Raw genomic sequence first — 19168 nt, forward strand, 5'->3', positions numbered from 1 at the left:
CAGGTGCCTTCCCTGTTTTATAGTTATTATTATTTGCCTGATTGTGAATTTCCTGCCCAAGCCATAGGCCACCTTCATGCAGATGATTGGTGCATCTGGATCTGATTTTGTATGCTCAGTAAGAATAATAATTGGGTGTTAAGAAATAATTACATGTGCAAACATACAATGGACAATGGTGTTATTTTGTGTGTGGATGATAATTGGTAGGCTATCCAAACAGTAATCTGCTGGTATTTAACAGATTATTTAAAAACAATATATATATCCATTGGATATCTGGTATTGTGGCACTGCAAATTTATATATGTTTAAATATTATTCATTAAGGAAATTGCAGACCGTTATTGGGTTTCAGGTGATAGATTCAATCGTGTTTCAAAGTTTATTGTGGCAATAAAATTTATAACCCTTAATTTTGCACGATTTTTTTGTCGGGTGAATGAGAAGAAAATCAGCCAGGTTTTAATTTTTCAATGAAATACGCAAATGCCTAAAGACTCTTCTATCAAATCTGTTCTTATTATTGGTTCTGGTCCTATTATTATTGGTCAGGCATGTGAATTTGACTACTCCGGTTCTCAGGCAGCACGTTCTCTGCGTGAGGAAGGTATCAAAGTGATCCTGATAAATTCCAATCCGGCCACTATCATGACTGACCCTATGATGGCCGATAGGGTATACTTACTACCCCTAACTGTAGAGAGTATAGAACAGATACTGGAAGAGCAGCAGATAGACGCTGTGTTACCTACCATGGGTGGTCAGACCGCCCTGAACCTTTGTAAGGAGGTAGATGAACTGGGTATCTGGGAAAAATACAATGTTCGCCTGATTGGGGTGGATATCAAAGCTATCGACAAAGCAGAAGACCGTGAACAGTTCCGCCAGTGGATGATCCAGCTGGGGGTACCAGTAGCGCCTGCAAAAACAGCAAACTCCTTCCTGGAAGGTAAAGAATTCGCACAGGAAATCGGTTTCCCGCTTGTAATCCGTCCTTCCTTCACCCTGGGTGGTACCGGTGGTGGTTTTGTGCATACCAAAGATGATCTGGACGAAGCTTTGCAGCGTGGTCTTCAGGCATCTCCGATCCACGAAGTACTGGTAGAGAAAGCCGTACTGGGTTGGAAGGAGTTCGAACTGGAACTGCTGCGTGATTCCAAAGACAATGTAGTGATTATCTGTACAGTGGAAAACCTGGATCCAATGGGGATCCATACAGGTGATTCCATTACTGTGGCACCTGCTATGACGCTGAGTGACACTGCTTACCAGCTGATGCGTAACAAGGCGATGGAGATGATGCGTGACCTCGGCAACTTTGCTGGTGGTTGTAACGTACAGTTCTCTCTGAATCCTGCTACTGAAGAGATCATCGCTATCGAGATCAATCCTCGTGTGAGCCGCTCTTCTGCACTGGCTTCCAAAGCAACTGGTTATCCAATTGCAAAGATTGCTGCTAAACTGGCAATCGGTTATACACTGGATGAACTGGAGAACCAGATCACCAGAACCACTTCGGCTTTCTTCGAACCGGCACTGGACTACGTAATCGTAAAGATGCCACGCTGGAACTTCGATAAATTTAAAGGTGCTGATCAGACACTGGGTCTGCAGATGAAGTCAGTAGGTGAGGTAATGGCAATTGGCCGTACTTTCCCTGAGGCTTTGCAGAAGGCTTGTCAGAGTCTGGAGAACGATGCACTGGGCCTGGGTTACTATGGTAAATCCCAGATGAAGAGCGAGCAATTGCTGGAAAGAATGAAGACACCTACCTGGGACAGGATTTTCCGTATCAAGGATGCCCTGATGGAAGGTGTATCTGTAAAGCACCTGCACCAGCTTACCTATATTGACAAATGGTTCCTGCACCAGATCAATGATATCGTGACCCTGGAAAAACAACTGATGGAGCATGATCTGGATACAATACCGGTTGATATGCTGCGTGAAGCAAAACGTATGGGCTTCTCCGATGCACAGCTGGTAAACCTGCTGGGTAATTGTGAAGAAGAAGAGGTATACGCAAAACGTAAGGAACTGGGCATCACCCGTACTTACAAAATGGTAGATACCTGTTCTGCGGAATTTGAAGCAAAAACTCCTTATTTCTATTCCACATTTGATTCTGTAAACGAAAGCCAGCCTTCTGAAAAGAAGAAAGTAATCGTACTGGGTTCGGGTCCTAACCGTATCGGTCAGGGTATCGAATTTGACTACTGCTGTACGCATGGTCTGCAGGCGATTCAGGAATGCGGTTACGATGCTATCATGGTAAACTGTAACCCTGAAACAGTATCTACTGACTTCGATATGGCGAACAAGCTGTACTTCGAACCAGTATTCTGGGAGCATCTGTGGGAGATTATCGAACTGGAAAAACCTGAAGGGGTGATTGTACAGCTGGGTGGACAGACTGCGCTGAAACTGGCTAAAAAACTGGAAGAAAAAGGAATTCGCATCATTGGTACATCCTTTGACAACATGGATATTGCCGAAGACCGTGGCCGTTTCTCCGACCTGCTGAAAGAACTGAACATTCCTTATCCTAAGTATGGCACTGCCTACAATACGGATGATGCGATTGAAGTAGCGAAAGAAGTTGGTTATCCGGTACTGGTTCGTCCTTCATATGTATTGGGCGGTCAGCGTATGCGTATCGTAATTAACGAAGAAGAACTGGAAAGCTCTGTACTGAGCCTGCTGAAACACTTACCAGGTAACAAAATTCTGATTGACCACTTCCTGGATCGTTGTCAGGAGGCAGAGATCGACGGTATCTTTGATGGCGAAAACTTCCATGTAATGGGTGTAATGGAGCACATCGAGCCTGCAGGTATTCACAGTGGCGACAGTAACGCGGTACTGCCAGCGTTCAACCTGTCTCCAATGGAAGTAACAACAATGGAGTATTACGCTGAGAAGATTGCAAGGGCACTTGATATCCGTGGATTGATCAACATTCAGTTTGCCATCAAGAATGGTCAGGTGTTTGTGATCGAAGCTAATCCACGTGCATCGCGTACTACACCATTCATCGCTAAAGCTTATCAGGTACCTTACCTGAATATAGCAACCAAAGTGATGCTGGGTAAGAATAAACTGACCGATTTCACCATCGAGAAGAAACTGGACGGTTTTGCAATTAAGGAGCCTGTGTTCTCTTTCAATAAGTTCCCAGGTGTGAACAAGGAATTAGGCCCTGAAATGAAATCAACAGGTGAAGCGATCCGCTTTATTAAAGACCTGCGTGATCCATATTTCAGAACCTTGTACAAGGAGAAGAGCATGTATCTGAGCAAATAACTTGTAACAGCATATTTTTGAAAAGGGGTGTATCTCAATAAGATGCATCCCTTTTTTATGCTATTACTGCATATTTAATGCATTGGATAAAGTGAAGTTTTAATGCAGGGGATATATAAAAAATCAGAGCCTGATGAAGATCAGGCTCTTTCTTTTCCCTCAAAATAACCATTAAAGACACGACTATTTACTTACATAAATAGCGTGACCGGTAATGCAGTTTACTATAAATATTAAATATTAAAAAGATGTTAACTAATCAATAACAGATGAAAATAGTGATAATTCTTATTTATTTGATTTTTAATAATATAATAAATATTTAATTATTAATATGTGTAAAACATCTTTTAAAGGCGTGAATATTTTCATCTTATTAACTTATCATGATGACTTCCCAGGTATCAAATTTTTACTCCTGAGATTGGTGAAGTAAATTGCCGTATTCCATTTTGTTAACCAATACAAAGTCATGTTTGTTTACATCCTGAAAACCGCTCCTTTTTTGCGGGTTGTGATTCCATTTATGTTGGGAATCATCTGGCCATTACCATTGTTGTATGTTCTTCCAGCCATACTTTTTCTTTTAATGCTTCATGTGGGAATCGGTTATTTGCCGCTATGGGTAAAGTTTAAACTGGATGTGTACAGAGGAATTATCCTACAATTATTACTTGTATGCATGGGATGTATGCTGGTAGATGCAAAAGAAAAATATAAACATCATCTGATCAAAGCCGCGCCTGATGAGGTGTTAGTTGGTACGATAGCAGCCCCTGTACAAAATAGCCTATATGGATATAGAACTGTAGTTGAACTACAGACCAGAGAACAGTTACTGATTTATTTTCCTCCGGATAGCGCTGTTATGGCTATTCAGGAAGGAGACCGGTTATTGTTCAACGGGCCCGTACAACTCATTTCTTTCAATGGTAATCCTGGTTCCTTCAATTATCGTGAATACTGTGCGACACGATATATTTATCAGCAGGTACACCTGCAAACAGGCCACTGGCGGCATATTTCGCAACCTAAAAGTATCTTGTTGCGTTGCCGTAATAGTTGCCTGCAAATCATCAACCATTATATAGGTGGCCGGGAAGCTGGTCTGGCAGCGGCTTTGCTAATAGGGTACCGATTTGGTTTAGATAGAGAAATGGTGAATGATTATGTGCAAACGGGCATTGTACATATCATTGCTATTTCAGGTATGCATCTGGCATTGATATACGGTTGTCTGATCTGGAGCTTGCAATGGTTGCCCATACCTTCACTGAAAGGAGTGCTGATCATCGTGGTGGTATGGGGTTTTACTTTGCTTACAGGTGCTTCTGCTTCGGTATTGAGAGCTGCTGTGATGCTGACTGTAGTGACTATCGGGAAGTTCTTTTTAGACCGTGAATCTTCTACTTATAATCAGCTTGCGCTTTCTGCATTCCTGTTGTTATGTTATGATCCTTCGCTGATAAAAGATGTAGGGTTTCAATTGTCTTACCTGGCGGTGTTGGGCATCCTGTTATTGAATAAGCCATTCGATAGTAAATCTTATTGGTGGCGAAAACTAAGGGAAGCCATCACAATCGCTATCGCTGCACAAGCTATTACTTTCCCTTTGTGCCTTTATCTCTTTGGACAGTTTCCATTATATTTTCTGCCAGCGAATCTACTGGCGGTACCCTTGTCTACTTTAATCCTTTATGGTGAAATAATGTTATTGTGTGTGCAGACTCATTGGCTGGGCGCCTGTCTGCGATGGTTGTTGATAACGATGAATAATATTGTTGCATGGATAGGACATTTGCCGGGTGCATTAATTTCAGGGTTGCATTTATCAGTGTATGGAGTCGTGGCATTGTATGTTTGTATTGTTGCATACTTAGCAGGCAGGAAAGGGATTGTTTACATGATGGGCGCTCTTTGTCTGTGGAGTCTGATTGTACTGCCAGGAAAGTTACAACGGCAACAACAGCGGATCATGATTGTGTACAATCAGCCACGCCATACGGGCGTTGACTTTATCCAGGGGCATGTAGTTCAGTTCGCAGGAGATGATAGCATATCTGCTGATATGCTGCGGGCAGCAAGGGATTTTTACGAAGCTGATACAGGAAGGTTAGCAGGGTTTGAACAGCTAGGGCATTTTATTTGTTGTGGAAATAAGCGCGTGGTAATAGTAGACAGCGCACTGCCAGGTGGAAGACCTACAAAAAAATTCAAGACAGATTATCTTTTACTGTCACATAATCCACGTGTGGCAATCAAAGATTTGCAGGGGTTTTACGATGTGGGCTGCTATATTTTTGACGCATCCAGTTCACGCAGCAGGATAGAGAAATGGAAAAGTGAATGTTACACGCTAACTTTGCGCTTCCTTTCGGTTCCGGACCAGGGAGCCTATGTTGTAAATTTCTAATGTTTCCATACATGCAAAAGCAAATAAAATCAGCACTGATCTCCGTTTTCTATAAAGACAACCTGGAGAACATCGTTAAAAAATTGGGTGAACAGGGTGTAACCATCTATTCTACCGGTGGTACACAAAAGTTTATTGAAGACTTAGGTGTTTCCTGTGTGGCTGTAGAAAATCTGACAGCTTATCCTTCCATCCTGGGAGGCCGTGTAAAAACATTGCATCCTAAAGTATTTGGTGGTATTCTTGCTCGTCGGGATAATCCACAGGATCTGGAACAGCTTGCACAATACGAGATTCCTGAACTGGATCTGGTAATCGTGGATCTGTATCCGTTCGAAGAGACTGTAAAAAGTACAAAGGAAGAACAAACTATCATCGAGAAGATCGATATCGGTGGTGTATCTCTGATCAGAGCTGCCGGTAAGAACTACAAAGATGTAGTGATCGTTGCTTCCAAAGACCAGTATGCTGATCTGGAAAAAGTACTGACTGACAACAATGGCGCTACTTCACTGGAAGATCGTCGTGCTTTTGCTGCGAAGGCATTTGAAGTATGTGCTAACTACGATGTAGCAATTTCACAGTACTTCCTGAACAATGAGCCAGGTGCTTATTTTCAGGTATCTGCGCCTCTGGGTCAGATCATGCGTTATGGAGAAAATCCTCACCAGAAGGGTGTATTCTATGGTGACTTGTCTGAAATCTTCAACAAGCTACATGGTAAAGAACTGTCTTACAATAACCTGGTAGACGTAGATGCGGCCTGCCAGCTGATTCAGGAATTTAAAGACATCACTTTTGCTGTCATTAAGCATACCAACGTATGCGGTATCGCTAGTCGCTCTACCCTGAAAGAAGCTTGGGACGCTGCGCTGGCTGGTGATAAGGAAAGTGCATTTGGTGGCGTACTGGTTTGTAATGCTATTGTAGATAAAGCGACTGCTGAGTCTATCAGTGAGATCTTTTTCGAAATCCTGATTGCTCCGGGTTTTGCACCTGATGCATTGGAAGTGCTGCAGGCAAAGAAGAACCGCATCTTATTAGAACAGAAAGCACCTGTTGTAGCTCCGAATGTATATAAGAATGTACTGAACGGCGTACTGCTGCAGGGAAATGATAAAGGTAACTTCCAGGACTGGAATGATGTAGGTGCTAAACCTGCAACACCGGAAGAGAAAGCAGACCTTACCTTTGCTAACATCGTATGTAAACACCTGAAATCTAACGCTATCGCACTGGTGAAAAATCAGCAGCTGATTGGTAAAGGTTGTGGTCAGACTTCCCGTATCGATGCGCTGCGCCATGCTATTGAAAAAGCAAAGCAATTCAATTTCGATCTGAGAGGGTCAGCTATGGCGTCTGATGCATTCTTCCCATTCGATGATTGCGTACGTATCGCTCATGCTGAAGGTATCGTATCTATCATTCAGCCAGGGGGATCTGTTCGTGACAACGACTCAATTACTTACTGTAAAGAAAATGATATGGTGATGGTTATGACCGGTATGCGTCATTTCAGACACTAAGCCTTTCTAAACAGAAAGAATAATATTTTGTAAGCACCGGTTATGCCGGTGCTTATTTTTTATATTTGTTATCGGCTATGGCATTTATACATCACAATAGTGACAACGGGGCGGACGATGCACAGCTGATCCGGATATACAAAAAATCCGGCAAGCTTGAAGATCTCGCTACCCTATACCAGCGTTACATGAACCTGGTATATGGGGTCTGTTTGCGTTATTTTGATGAAGAGGCCAGTAAGGATGTTGTGATGCAGATTTTTGAAGAACTCATCGTGAAAGTGCAACAGTATGAGATACAGAACTTTAAAAGCTGGCTACATGTCCTGACCCGCAATCATTGTCTGATGAAACTGCGGGCGATGAAGAATAAAGAAAGCCGTGAGATCTCTCTTGATGTGCTCCCTGTTATGGAAAACGAGCAGTTTACACATCATGATGGCGGTACGGTACTGGAGACAAATCTCCAGGAGATGGAAAGGTGTATGGAGACCTTACCGGAAGAACAGAAGCGTAGTGTCGATCTTTTTTACCTGAAGGAAAAGAGTTACAAAGAAGTAGCCGATCTGACAGGATATGAAATGAAAAAGGTGAAAAGCTATATTCAGAATGGGAAGCGCAATCTGAAAAATTGTATGGAACAACATAATGCAGCAGCAAAACAATCATATTAAACCTGTGGCAGATCCTGAGTTGATACGCCGTTATCTGGCTGGAGAGTTGGATCACAAGGCTATGCATGCCCTGGAGCGGCAGGCTTTGGATGATCCATTCCTGGCAGAAGCACTGGAGGGCTTTGAACAGCAAGCTCCGGATCAGCGTATGAATTTGGCTGACCTGAGCAAACGGCTGGAGCAAAGGGTACAGGCGCCTGCTAATAGGAGGGTGATTCCAATGTATCTGCGTTGGGTAGCTGCAGCGTCGGTGTGTTTTGTAGTTGGGTCCAGCATTATCTGGTTATGGCCTGCAGGTAATAAAACTGAAATAGCGAAGGTGGCTATTAAGGCGGATACCATTATTCCGGCTGAGGTACCAGCGATGGTACAGGTGCCGGAAAGTGCAACGATGTTTAAGAATGAACAGGGGACTAATAAAAGTTTTCAGACACCGGCAGTAACTACTCCATTGGCAACTCCTCTAAATGTACCAAAGCCAGCACCGCAGCCGCAGGCAGAGGTCACATTGGCACCAGCACCAGCTTTGACTCCTTCTATTACAGTTGCTAAAGATACTGTTGATGAATTGGCCAGTCAGAATTATCGTGAAGCTGATGAGTATAAATCATCAGCTACTGCGGCGATGGCAATGAACCAGATATCCAGGTTTTCTACTTATGATCAAAACCTCATTAAAGGAAGGGTCCTTAATTGGAAAGGAGACAGTGGTATTGCCGGTGTAACCGTTACTACCGGAATTTATGGTGTAACTACAGACCAGGAAGGATATTTCTCTCTCCCGGCCGCGAAAATGAGTAAGAAATTGGGAGGTAATCAACTGTTTACTGCCTATGCTCCCGGATATGAAAGTAAGAGCCTGAATTATTCAGGCAGAGAGCCGTTTGTAAGAATACAACTGAAACGAACTACAGATACTACAACCGTAATCGGTAATTCAGGCAATAATGATCCTTCTCCCATGGGTGGATTTGAGAAGTACGAAATATATCTCACTAAAAATGTACAATATCCTGCAGGTCTTACTGTAAGAGGAAGAGTCAGGGTACAATTCTACGTACAACCTGATGGTTCGCTGACTGATTTCAGGGTGCTGAAAAAGCTTCAGACTGAATGTGATCAGGAAGCTATCCGCTTAATCAAAGCCGGACCGGCCTGGCTACCAGCAGCAAATGGAAAAGCTGTAAAAGTAAAAGTTGATGTGAATTTTACCCCGGAAGCGCATCAATAGCTGGCTTTGTTCTGTTTTATCGCCTTAATCAGTTTCCTGTTTCTTCTATCTGCGCGACTATCGTTTAATGATACGACTGCCCAAATTGCAGCAGGAATCCACCCCAGTATTGTGCATTGGAGTATCAGGCATAATATGCCGGAAAGAAGCTTACCTCTCAGCAAAAATGATAGCCAAGGTAACAATATTGCTATCAGCGTCATGTTGTGGTCTTTTATTGGAATTTACTACTTTTTGCGGTCTTTCCACATCTGGTTGAAGGATTTAGGCGTAAATACAGGCAATTCCCTGTCTTCTCCCCATGCTTGGGTAAAGAACCTTTTCATGAAGAAGTTCTTCATATTTCCACTGGCAAGGTTCATCATGCGCCGGCTTAGACTGACTTGTTTCCAGCCAAACCAGGATATCTTTTCAGCACCGGAAGTATAGTTTTCTTCTACTGCTTTATGTCGGTTGTGGAGTAGTAATTCATGGAGGTTGATGCGTACCGGGCATACTTCAGTACAGTTTCCGCAAAGGGATGAAGCATAGCTCAGGTGCATATAATTTTCAACGCCCTTCAGGTGAGGGGTAATGACAGAACCGATTGGACCACTATAGGTTGTGCCATAGGTATGACCACCAATGTTTTTATAAACAGGGCAGGCATTCAGGCAGGAACCGCAGCGAATACAATACAGTGCTTCTCTGGCATCGGTATCCGCAAGTAAATTAGTACGGCCATTATCCATCAGGATCACATACATTTCTTCAGGGCCATCTATTTCTCCTTCCTGACGGGGACCGGTAAAGATGGAGTTATATACAGTTACCTGCTGACCGGTACCATAGGTAGCCAGCAATGGCCAGAAGAGTGCCAGGTCATTGATAGATGGGATCATCTTTTCGATGCCCACCAGTACGATATGTGTTTTAGGAAAGGCGGTGCTCAGACGTGCGTTTCCTTCATTTTCAGTTACGGCGATACCACCGATATCTGCAATTATGAAGTTTGCACCCGTGATGCCGATTTCTGCATCCAGGTATTTCTGACGTAGTTTTTCACGGGCTACCATGGTCAGCTCCTGGGGAGTGAGGTTAGGAGGCGTGCCCAGTTTTTCTTCGAACAGACGGGCTACATCTTCCTTACTTTTGTGCATAGCGGGCGTTACAATGTGGTAAGGCGGCTCACCATCCAGCTGTTGGATATATTCTCCCAGGTCTGTTTCTACACACTCAATATTATGATCGGCCAGGAAGCTGTTCAAATGAACTTCTTCTGTCGCCATTGATTTGCTCTTTACGATGCTTTTGCAATTCCTGGCTTTGCAAATGTTAAGTATTTCTTCCAGTACCTGCTCCGCATTTTCCGCCCAGATCACTTTTCCACCACGACGGGTCAGATTGGATTCAAACTCTTCGAGGTGTTTGTCCAGTTGTTCAATCGCTCGCCACTTGATATTTTTGGCGCGTTCGCGAGCAGTCATCAGATCGGCGAACTGATTTTTTCCGGCTTTTACAGCTGTATTATACTTGCCTATATTATAATTGATTGTCTGGCGATGACCGAGGTCTGTCGCTTTCTTCTCGCTCTTGTCCAGGAATGTGGAGGCATTCTGATGCATACTTTGTTAGAATTGCTGATTGCGAATGACAAAAGCCATACCGTTTTCCGGTATGGTGGTGTATTTAGACAACTGTTTGGTAAAGATAGGGAATTACCGATGGATAATACCACAGGCCGTCAGCCTTAATCTGCGCGGTATTTTTTTGTCGCTATTTTATCCAGCACGGCGTAAAATTCTTCTCCGTATTTGCGGATGATAGCTTCCTGGAGGAAGCGGTACACCGGTACTTTCAGGCTTTTGCCATTCTTGCATGCTGGTTTACATATGTCCCAACGATCGTAGTTGACCGCTTCAAAAGATTCGTATTTAGTGACCCGGATAGGGTAGAGGTGGCAGGAGATCGGCTTTTTATAATCTACGACGCCGTCTTTGTATGCTTTTTCTATACCGCAACCTACTACGCCATATTCATCGATGCTGGCGTAGGCACAGATACCACCATCCACGATAGGGGTTACATACCCATATTCATCATCAATAGTATTGGTCCCGGTTTTTTCTATTTCGGCGATCCCTTCCGGGCGCAGGTAAGACTTGATTTTTGGATAGACCTTCTTCAGGATCTTAACTTCGTCTTTGTCCAGTGGAGCTCCACAGTCCCCGGCTACGCAGCAGGCTCCTTTGCAGGCCCCGAGGTTGCATACGAACTTTTCTTCCACTATTTCGTCACTGATATATTTATCGTCTATGATGATCATTGGCAGGATAATGACCGCAAAATTACAACAATCCGGTTGCTTTTACATGGTTCGGTTCGGAGTCTAACGCCATTTCAGTGTTTCCACCAGGTGAAGCATATCTTCCTGTAGGAATTTGTGCACTGGAGCGAGGGAGTCGGCATTTGGTGCAGCGTCGAAATAAAGGGCGCCACGCAGAAAGTGTTTTACGGAATCTGTCATATAGAACTGTTTGGCAGAAGCTGCGTTACCTCCCACTTCGTAGAAGAGACCATAAATGTGGTTGGCTGGGTTACCGATGTTCTTTTCTTCAATGTATTCTGCCTTATAAGTATGCTTATAAGTCATCTTAAAGGCATCATTGACAAGTTTCTGGAAGTCGTTTTCCCCTTTCCCGATTTCTTTGTAGCTCATGTATATTTTCCCATTGAGGGAAGGAAACTCTACATTTATCCAATAGGGATTTTCAGTTTTTTGTCCAAAGAAGAGGCTATCCTTGACGATATTGGCGTAAACGGGATATTCGAATGTATATGGATATCCGGGTTGGTCAAAAACGCGATATTCTCTTTTAGGAAAATTGATCTGGAAGTACCCTCTTGGTTTTGGGGTATATGTTTGGTCACAGGCAGTATACAGCAACGGCAGTAATAACAGCATGAAACAGCCCTTCAGCCGGGCGGTAACAGTTGAAAGGCTTCTTTTTCTCTTACAGTTCATTGCTTCTATGTTGTGATATTATTCTTCTTCTTCCACGTTTTGCCTTACGCTTACCTGTACTTTCTGGATGCGCATCTTGCTCTTTTCCAGTACGGTAAAGTCATAGTCTCCATAGGTGATCACGCTGTTTTCTTCCGGGAATTTACCAGCCAGTTCAAGGATCAGGCCTCCGATGGAGTCGCTTTCACCCTTTACTGTTTCGAAGGTATCCGGAGGGATGTTCATGATACGGCAAACGTCGTTGAGCATGGTTTTGCCCTCGAACACGTAGGTATAGTTGTCAACTTTGGAATAGTTGAACTCTTCTTCGTCAAATTCATCTTTGATATCTCCGATCACTTCTTCCACAATATCTTCCAGGGTTACGATACCGGAGGTACCACCAAATTCGTCTACCACTACAGCAAAGTGCATTCTCCTGGTCTGGAATTCAGATAGCAGGTCTTCGATCAGCTTGTGGCCGTGAACGAAGAATGGCTGGCGCATCACGGTGTGCCAGTCAAAAGTATTGCCCTTGTCGAGATGTGGGAGCAGGTCTTTGGTGTGAATAACGCCAACAATATTGTCCAGATTGCCTTTGTAAACAGGCAGGCGGGAATAGTGGAGGTCAGCTACATGCTTAACAACCACATCAAAAGGGGCATCGTATTCTACACCGTGCACATCCAGGCGGGTATGCATGATTTGTTTTACGGTGATATTGCCAAACTTCAGGATACCTTTCAGGATGTTTTTTTCTTCCTGTGAGGCAGTCGGGTCCACACTCATTTCGATGGCTTCGTCTATTTCCTGGTAGTTTACAGCGCCGCTACCACGGTGAAAGAAGCGGGCTTCGATGCTTTCGCTCATGCTAACATAGAAGTCGCTCACTGGTTCGAGGGTAGCATGAATAATGCTTACAAACCAGGCAAAGTAGGTAGCAAAGCGAATGTTGTTTTGTGCGGCCCATACCCTGGGGAGTACCTGGCCAAAGAAGAGGAGTACAAAGATAATGATGGCTATGCGCACCACGAAGGAAACGACAGGCAGGGTCTGCAGGTCTTCCATCTGGGTGATGAGGTAGCTGGTCACCATGATGAATGCCAGGGAAAGAAGTATACCTGCTATCTGGAGAGATGCCAGCAGGGAGCGGGGCTTTTCCAGGAGTTTGGTAATGAGTTTTCCACTGGTATTTTGTCTGGTTTTCAGAGCGTTCAGGTCCTTGTAATTCAGGGAGAAGAAGGCTACTTCTGCGCCGGAGACGATGAAAGCCAGGAGTAAGAGTATGAAGATTACAAGCAGATAAATCACCACGTTTGGCGTGGCAATTGGCGCCGAGGCTTGTAACAGGGTGAGCTTACCAGAAATAATGCTTGCCGGATAGGTGTACAAATTGTTCAACTTTTCGTTAAGGAATTAAAAACCAGCATTACACTGCAAAGCAGGTTCCAAAAAAATGGGAAAGAAATTCAGGTATTAAATTGAATCGCTTTCCCTATATGCAAATATAAGTAATACCCCATTACGGGATTATCAAGCAAAAAAGAATTAATATTTTTTAATTGGATAGTTTAAAAGGGCAGATCGTCAGCTGCGTCACTAATTTGGGGGGGGATGTCCATATTGGGGAAATTGTCACCGGTAGTGCTACCTGTATTACTGTGATGGATAGCATGCTCTGAATTATTAAGATCCATGCGTTTATCCAGCATAACGAGGTTATCACCTACAACTTCGGTAGCAAATTTTTTATTTCCTTCCTTATCTTCCCAGCTACGTGTGCGCAGACGTCCTTCAATGTAAACCAGGCTGCCTTTGTGCAGGTATTTCTGCGCTAATTCTGCCAGTCCACGCCATAAAACTACCGTGTGCCATTCTGTTTGGGAGATCAGTTTACCGGCCCTGTCTTTAAATGTTTCCGTAGTAGCCAGAGAAAATTTAGCTACTGCGATATTGCCTTCTAAAAACTGTACATCCGGATCTCTACCCAAGTTGCCAATCAGGATTACTTTATTAACACCTCTCATTGTTGCAGGTTTTAATCTATTGATTTTAACGATGGAAATATACTGTTTCTTTAAATAAACAACCTTCTTAAAGTTAACATTTTTTTCAAATCCTTGTGAAAAAAATGCTGACTAGTTTTAGCTTCAAATACCTTGCCGCAGCAAGTTGGGCGCACTTTGTCTTCAGTGAGTTTTTATATCAGAACAAGCTCAATTCCCCACGTTTCAGGAAGTCTGTAATGGTTTTGGGGAATGCATACCTATCCAGTTGATCCTGAGGAACTGCTGTATAGCCGGGCATCTCAGGCTTTTTAGTTACTGACAGCATAATGAACTGACTATAGATGGTTTGATGTGTCAACTGCTGTTTAGACGAGGCGGACACTGCATCTATGTTATAACGTATATCTCCTACTTTTTCTTTGAATGCTGGGAGTTTTTTTATTTCACTGATATCGGCGGGGGTGCTGGTTTCAATAAGTACAAACTCATGTAGGTTTTGCCAGATATCGTTTTCCGTACGTTTACGGATATAGAAATCGTCCTTATGTCTTACAATCAGGTAGTTGAAGTAGCGCTTTTTGATCACCAGTTTTTTTGCCTTTACTGGTAGCAGGCCAATAAGGCCCAGGTGAAGGGCTTTACACTTTTTAGCCAGGGGGCATAATTTGCAGGTGGGTTGCTGTGGTTTACACACAACTGCGCCAAAGTCCATGATACTCTGGTTGTAAGTAGCTGATTCTCCGTGGGGAAGAAGTTCGGCAGCCAGGGTAGCAAACTGTTTTTTGCCGGCAGTGCTATCTATAGGTGTATCAATGTCGAAGAAGCGGGAAAGTACACGGAATACGTTGCCATCCAGCACAGCATGTGGAAGGTTGAACGCAAATGAGGCAATTGCAGCTGAGGTATAAGGGCCAATGCCTTTGAGGGACTGAATTGCCTCGTAGGTATTGGGGAAGTGTCCGTGATACTGGGAAACGATCTGGCGGGCGGCTGCCAGCATATTTTTACAACGGGCATAGTAACCCAATCCCTGCCAGAGGCGGAATACTTCTTCTTCCGGAGCAACGGCTAACTGCTGTACAGTAGGGTAAGCCTGAATAAATTTCTCGTAATAAGCCCATCCTTGTTCCACGCGGGTTTGTTGAAGGATGATTTCAGACAGCCATATCCGATAGGGGTCTTTTTCGCCTTTCCATGGCATTGAGCGTGTATTGTCATCACGATTCCATTCGAGGAGGGTGCTGGTAAAAAATTGTTTCATGAAATGCAAAGATAAGTGAGTCGGGAATGATAAAATGAGTAGATGAAAAAGGAAGTACGATGAAAATATATATAATCATCTATTACATATGAAAATAACTGTTATCTGAATGCTTTTTTAACGGAACTAGCTGATAAATAGACTAATGTGTAGAAAAATGCGTTATATTTAGGTAGGATCCCGAATTTGATTTTAATAAAATGAACATAACTTTTTCATTAAGAGCAGAAAAAAAAGACAAAATGAATATTATTTTTTGTATATTCGTTAAGTAGTGGTTTAGTGAAATATTCCGCTTCATACCTATCAATGTGAGCATGTAGTGATCACAAAATATGACCTTTGCTAAAGTTGTACCCAATGCTATAAGATTCGTTAAAGCTTAGTACACAAAGACTTGTAGAGTGATTATTAAAAAGATATAAGGTATAAGAAAAAAAGATAAAATTTATTTGCTTAAAATTCAGCAATTAAAAAAAATTAAATAATTTTGGGACAAGTAATCCTTCGCTTCAATTATGAGAAAAGCTGACTTAATTAACAATATTGCTGAAAAAACCGGCATACCTAAAGTAGATGTGTTAGTAACACTAGAAGCCATGTTTAAGGAGGTCAAGGAAGCGTTGGCTAATGGCGAGCATATCTATATTAGAGGTTTTGGTAGCTTTATTACAAAGAAGAGAGCGGCCAAGATTGGTCGTAACATTAAGAAGAATGTGGCGGTAGAAATTCCAGAGCACTTTATTCCTGCATTCAAACCTTCGAAAGAATTCGTTGCTGAGGTAAAGAAGCTTAAAAGTTCTTCGTAATTTTGCAGCCTAATATTTAAGGCGTGCAAAAATCACAAGTTCTATTGGTAGGTGCCGCGGTGGCATTACTAGTTGTATTGGTCGCCTTCGGCCGCACCATACCGCATTCGGAGAAAAAAGCGATGCCAACTGCCGGCCCCATGATGGGCGGTCAGGAGCAGCAACCTATTGCCTTTAGCGAATTGCTGGCCACAGCCAAGCAAAAAGTCCCTGCTGATAAATTACTTTTGATCAATTCTTTGGAAAATAAAGTAGTGCGGGGTGATGTTAAAACTCAGCAAATAGCCGCTTATAAACAGCTTTATGCCTCCTGGGATAGCCTTAACCAACTACCCATAGCTGCGCATTATCTTGGCGAAGCCGCCAAGTTGGAAAATTCCGAAAAAAGCCTCACCTTTGCAGCCAATTTATTTTTGGAACACCTGGAACATGCTCAGGACCCGGCAATTAGTAAATGGGAAAGCCAACAGGCGCTCTCATTGCTGGATCAGGCTATTAAGCTTAGCCCGAACAATGATTCCCTAAAGATTCAACAGGCGCTGTTGTATATGAATACCGGCGAACCTATGGTGGGTGTCCAGAAACTCAGGGAAGTGGTGGCTGCCAATCCCGACAATCTTGAAGCTCAGTTGACACTGGCCAATCTTGCTATCCAATCAGGACAGTATGACAAAGCCATCCAACGTATGGATACACTGTTGCAACGCCACCCGGACGAAGCGAAAGCCATTTTCGTCCAGGCCGAAGCTTACCGCTCTAAAGGTGATGTAAAAAAAGCAGTGGAACTGTTCGAGCAATGCAAAAAACTGCTCAAAGACCCAGCCCTAAAGGCTGAAATTGACAATTATATTAAGAGTATTCAATAATATTCTATTTTTTAAACATTTTAAACTTTTTAGCATGCCTTGCGGTAAGAAAAGAAAGAGACATAAAATTGCCACTCACAAACGTAAAAAAAGACTGAGAAAGAACCGGCATAAGAAAAATAAGAAATAGTTTTCTCCTGTTTCCCGCCATTTATACTAACCAGGTTTTATTTAAGGCGTGTTAATCGGATAAATTTTTTTATATACCCTGCATGATTTTAGCGATTATTCTTAAATTGCTGAAGTCATGCAGGTTTTTCCACAATTCCCGCTTAGCATCCCGGATATTACCTGCTAGATCGCTAAACCCTTAAGCAATCCATCATCATGTATGCTAACGTCATTGTTAGCTATAATCTGGTATGCAGTAAGCTGTTATTAAATAGTCGTGCATAACATAAAGGTGAAGTTATAATGGTTAAAATTTTGGACGCTTGAACAAGGAACTAATTATAAATGCGGCACCTACTGGTGTGGAAATAGCGTTGCTGGAAGATAAAAAATTGGTCGAATTGCATCATGAAAGTGGCAACCCCAATTTTGCTGTAGGAGATTTATACCTGGGGCGGGTTAAAAAACTAATTCCAGGCCTGAATGCAGCGTTTGTTGATGTTGGCTTTGAGAAAGATGCCTTTTTGCATTACACTGATCTTAGCCCTTACATACGCTCAATACTAAAATTTACCCAGCAGGCTATTTCTGATAAAACCCCCGAGGGGTTTGATTTTACAAAGTTTAAGAACGAGCCGGAAATTGTAAAAACCGGTAAAATCACAGACGTACTGGGCGGTAAACCCAATATTCTTGTGCAAATCCTGAAAGAGCCCATTTCTTCAAAAGGCCCCCGTCTGAGCTGCGAAATTTCTTTACCAGGAAGATTTATCGTGTTAACACCCTTTAATGACATTGTAGCTGTATCTAAAAAGATACACTCTTCCGAAGAAAGAAAACGCCTGCAAAAGATCGTCGAAGCTATCAAAACACCCAATTTCGGTGTGATAGTCCGCACAGCCGCTGAAGGAAAGAAAACTGCAGAACTGCACGAAGACCTTACCACCCTGGTCGAAACCTGGAAAAATATTCAGTCAAATCTGAAAGGCGCACAGCCTCCACAGAAAATACTGAGCGAACAGGCCAAGACTACCAGTATACTCCGTGACCTGCTGAACGAAAGTTTTAACAGGATCGTGATTAACGATAAGAACATGTACACTGACACCCGGGCGTATATCCAAAAGATAGCTCCCGAGAAGCAGGATATTGTTACTTATTATCATAATGGCGCACCCATTTTTGATCACTACGGCATTACCCGGCAGGTAAAAGCTTCCTTTGGCAAAACTGTCAACCTGGATAGTGGTGTATACCTTATTATTGAAGCAACTGAAGCCCTCCATGTCATCGATGTGAACAGCGGCTACAAGAGCTCCAGTAATAACCAGGAACAAAATGCCCTGGCATCCAACCTGGAAGCTGCTGCCGAAATTGCCCGACAACTACGTCTGCGCGACCTTGGAGGCATCATTATCATTGACTTCATCGATATGAAGCTGCCTGAAAACAAAAAGGTAGTGTATGAAGCAATGGAGAAATTTATGGCCCAGGATAGAGCTAAACACACCATTCTGCCTATCTCCAAGTTCGGACTCATGCAGATCACCCGCCAAAGGGTGAAACCGGAAGTCACAATCTCTGTAGCAGAAGATTGCCCTACCTGTCATGGTACCGGCAAAATCGGCGCCTCTGTACTGATCATAGATGACATCGAAAAGAACCTGCAATACCTGATTAACCATCAGCATAAGGGACTCTCCATCCATGTGCACCCCATATTTAAAGCTTTCCTTACACAAGGATTCCTTACCTCTCGTCAATGGAAATGGTATTTCCAGTATAAAAAATGGATCAAAATTAAAGCTGACTCTAACTACCACCTGACAGAGTATCGCTTTTTTGATGTCAATGATGAAGAAATAAAACTCTAGAACTGAATCCACAATATTGCAAAATGCTTAATGCCGTAACCGCATTAAGCATTTTGCTTTTAAATGGTTATCAACTTTTTCCTTTACTTTTATACCATACCACAT

At 43.0% G+C, this 19168-nt stretch carries 16 protein-coding genes; 9 read left to right on the forward strand and 7 right to left on the reverse strand.

Annotated elements, in window-relative coordinates; translation table 11 throughout:
* The first annotated feature begins 489 nt into the window (after window positions 1-489).
* From carB to SIO70_RS05900, 5 genes are all read left to right on the forward strand, one after another.
* Window positions 490-3306 (forward strand): carbamoyl-phosphate synthase large subunit, encoded by a 2817-nt coding sequence (gene carB / locus SIO70_RS05880; RefSeq protein WP_320580028.1) that lies wholly within the window; start codon window positions 490-492, stop codon window positions 3304-3306.
* A 472-nt stretch (window positions 3307-3778) separates the two neighbouring features.
* A complete protein-coding gene (locus SIO70_RS05885) occupies window positions 3779-5719 on the forward strand; it encodes a ComEC/Rec2 family competence protein (protein WP_320580029.1) in 1941 nt (646 codons plus the stop codon).
* An 11-nt stretch (window positions 5720-5730) separates the two neighbouring features.
* A complete protein-coding gene (purH, locus tag SIO70_RS05890) occupies window positions 5731-7245 on the forward strand; it encodes a bifunctional phosphoribosylaminoimidazolecarboxamide formyltransferase/IMP cyclohydrolase (RefSeq protein WP_320580030.1) in 1515 nt (504 codons plus the stop codon).
* A 77-nt stretch (window positions 7246-7322) separates the two neighbouring features.
* Window positions 7323-7919: a sigma-70 family RNA polymerase sigma factor gene (locus SIO70_RS05895; protein WP_320580031.1), complete on the forward strand. Its 597-nt coding sequence runs from the start codon at window positions 7323-7325 to the stop codon at window positions 7917-7919.
* Window positions 7894-9150, forward strand: a complete 1257-nt coding sequence (locus SIO70_RS05900; RefSeq protein ID WP_320580032.1) for a TonB family protein — start codon at window positions 7894-7896, stop codon at window positions 9148-9150. Before SIO70_RS05895 ends, SIO70_RS05900 begins: the two co-directional genes overlap by 26 nt.
* On the opposite strand, the gene SIO70_RS05905 is transcribed toward SIO70_RS05900, so the two are convergent.
* Entirely contained in the window at window positions 9144-9353 is a 210-nt protein-coding gene (locus SIO70_RS05905; RefSeq protein ID WP_320580033.1) for a YqaE/Pmp3 family membrane protein, read from the reverse strand. The genes SIO70_RS05900 and SIO70_RS05905 overlap by 7 nt on opposite strands.
* 24 nt (window positions 9354-9377) lie before the next feature.
* Complete coding sequence (locus tag SIO70_RS05910) at window positions 9378-10754, reverse strand: LutB/LldF family L-lactate oxidation iron-sulfur protein (RefSeq protein ID WP_320580034.1); 1377 nt, start codon at window positions 10752-10754, stop codon at window positions 9378-9380.
* Between SIO70_RS05910 and SIO70_RS05915 the strand changes: the two genes are divergently transcribed.
* Window positions 10749-10883, forward strand: coding sequence for a hypothetical protein (locus SIO70_RS05915; RefSeq protein ID WP_320580035.1), 135 nt, complete (start codon window positions 10749-10751; stop codon window positions 10881-10883). The two genes, SIO70_RS05910 and SIO70_RS05915, sit on opposite strands and share 6 nt — an antisense overlap.
* Here the strand turns inward: SIO70_RS05915 and SIO70_RS05920 are convergent.
* The 5 genes from SIO70_RS05920 to mutY form a co-directional block, all read right to left on the reverse strand.
* Window positions 10880-11455 carry a DUF3109 family protein gene (locus SIO70_RS05920; protein ID WP_320580036.1) on the reverse strand — a complete coding sequence of 192 codons (576 nt, stop codon included), beginning with the start codon at window positions 11453-11455 and terminating at the stop codon, window positions 10880-10882. The two genes, SIO70_RS05915 and SIO70_RS05920, sit on opposite strands and share 4 nt — an antisense overlap.
* Before the next feature lie 63 nt (window positions 11456-11518).
* Window positions 11519-12154 (reverse strand): gliding motility lipoprotein GldD, encoded by a 636-nt coding sequence (gene gldD, locus SIO70_RS05925; RefSeq protein WP_320580037.1) that lies wholly within the window; start codon window positions 12152-12154, stop codon window positions 11519-11521.
* 18 nt (window positions 12155-12172) lie between these two features.
* Complete coding sequence (gene gldE, locus SIO70_RS05930; RefSeq protein WP_320580038.1) at window positions 12173-13534, reverse strand: gliding motility-associated protein GldE; 1362 nt, start codon at window positions 13532-13534, stop codon at window positions 12173-12175.
* Between the two features lie 170 nt (window positions 13535-13704).
* Window positions 13705-14160, reverse strand: a complete 456-nt coding sequence (locus SIO70_RS05935) for a single-stranded DNA-binding protein (protein ID WP_083723292.1) — start codon at window positions 14158-14160, stop codon at window positions 13705-13707.
* A gap of 178 nt (window positions 14161-14338) precedes the next feature.
* Entirely contained in the window at window positions 14339-15403 is a 1065-nt protein-coding gene (gene mutY, locus SIO70_RS05940; protein ID WP_320580039.1) for an A/G-specific adenine glycosylase, read from the reverse strand.
* 518 nt (window positions 15404-15921) lie between these two features.
* On the opposite strand from mutY, the gene SIO70_RS05945 reads away from it, so the two are divergent.
* The 3 genes from SIO70_RS05945 (at window position 15922) to SIO70_RS05955 (ending at window position 19063) form a co-directional block, all read left to right on the forward strand.
* Window positions 15922-16212, forward strand: a complete 291-nt coding sequence (locus tag SIO70_RS05945; RefSeq protein WP_072362799.1) for an HU family DNA-binding protein — start codon at window positions 15922-15924, stop codon at window positions 16210-16212.
* 23 nt (window positions 16213-16235) lie between these two features.
* Window positions 16236-17078: a tetratricopeptide repeat protein gene (locus SIO70_RS05950; RefSeq protein ID WP_143708856.1), complete on the forward strand. Its 843-nt coding sequence runs from the start codon at window positions 16236-16238 to the stop codon at window positions 17076-17078.
* Window positions 17079-17512: 434 nt separating this feature from the next.
* Window positions 17513-19063, forward strand: coding sequence for an Rne/Rng family ribonuclease (locus SIO70_RS05955; protein WP_320580040.1), 1551 nt, complete (start codon window positions 17513-17515; stop codon window positions 19061-19063).
* The last annotated feature ends 105 nt before the right edge of the window (window positions 19064-19168 follow it).

It is taken from the genome of Chitinophaga sancti, from assembly GCF_034087045.1.
Lineage (GTDB): Bacteria > Bacteroidota > Bacteroidia > Chitinophagales > Chitinophagaceae > Chitinophaga > Chitinophaga sancti_B.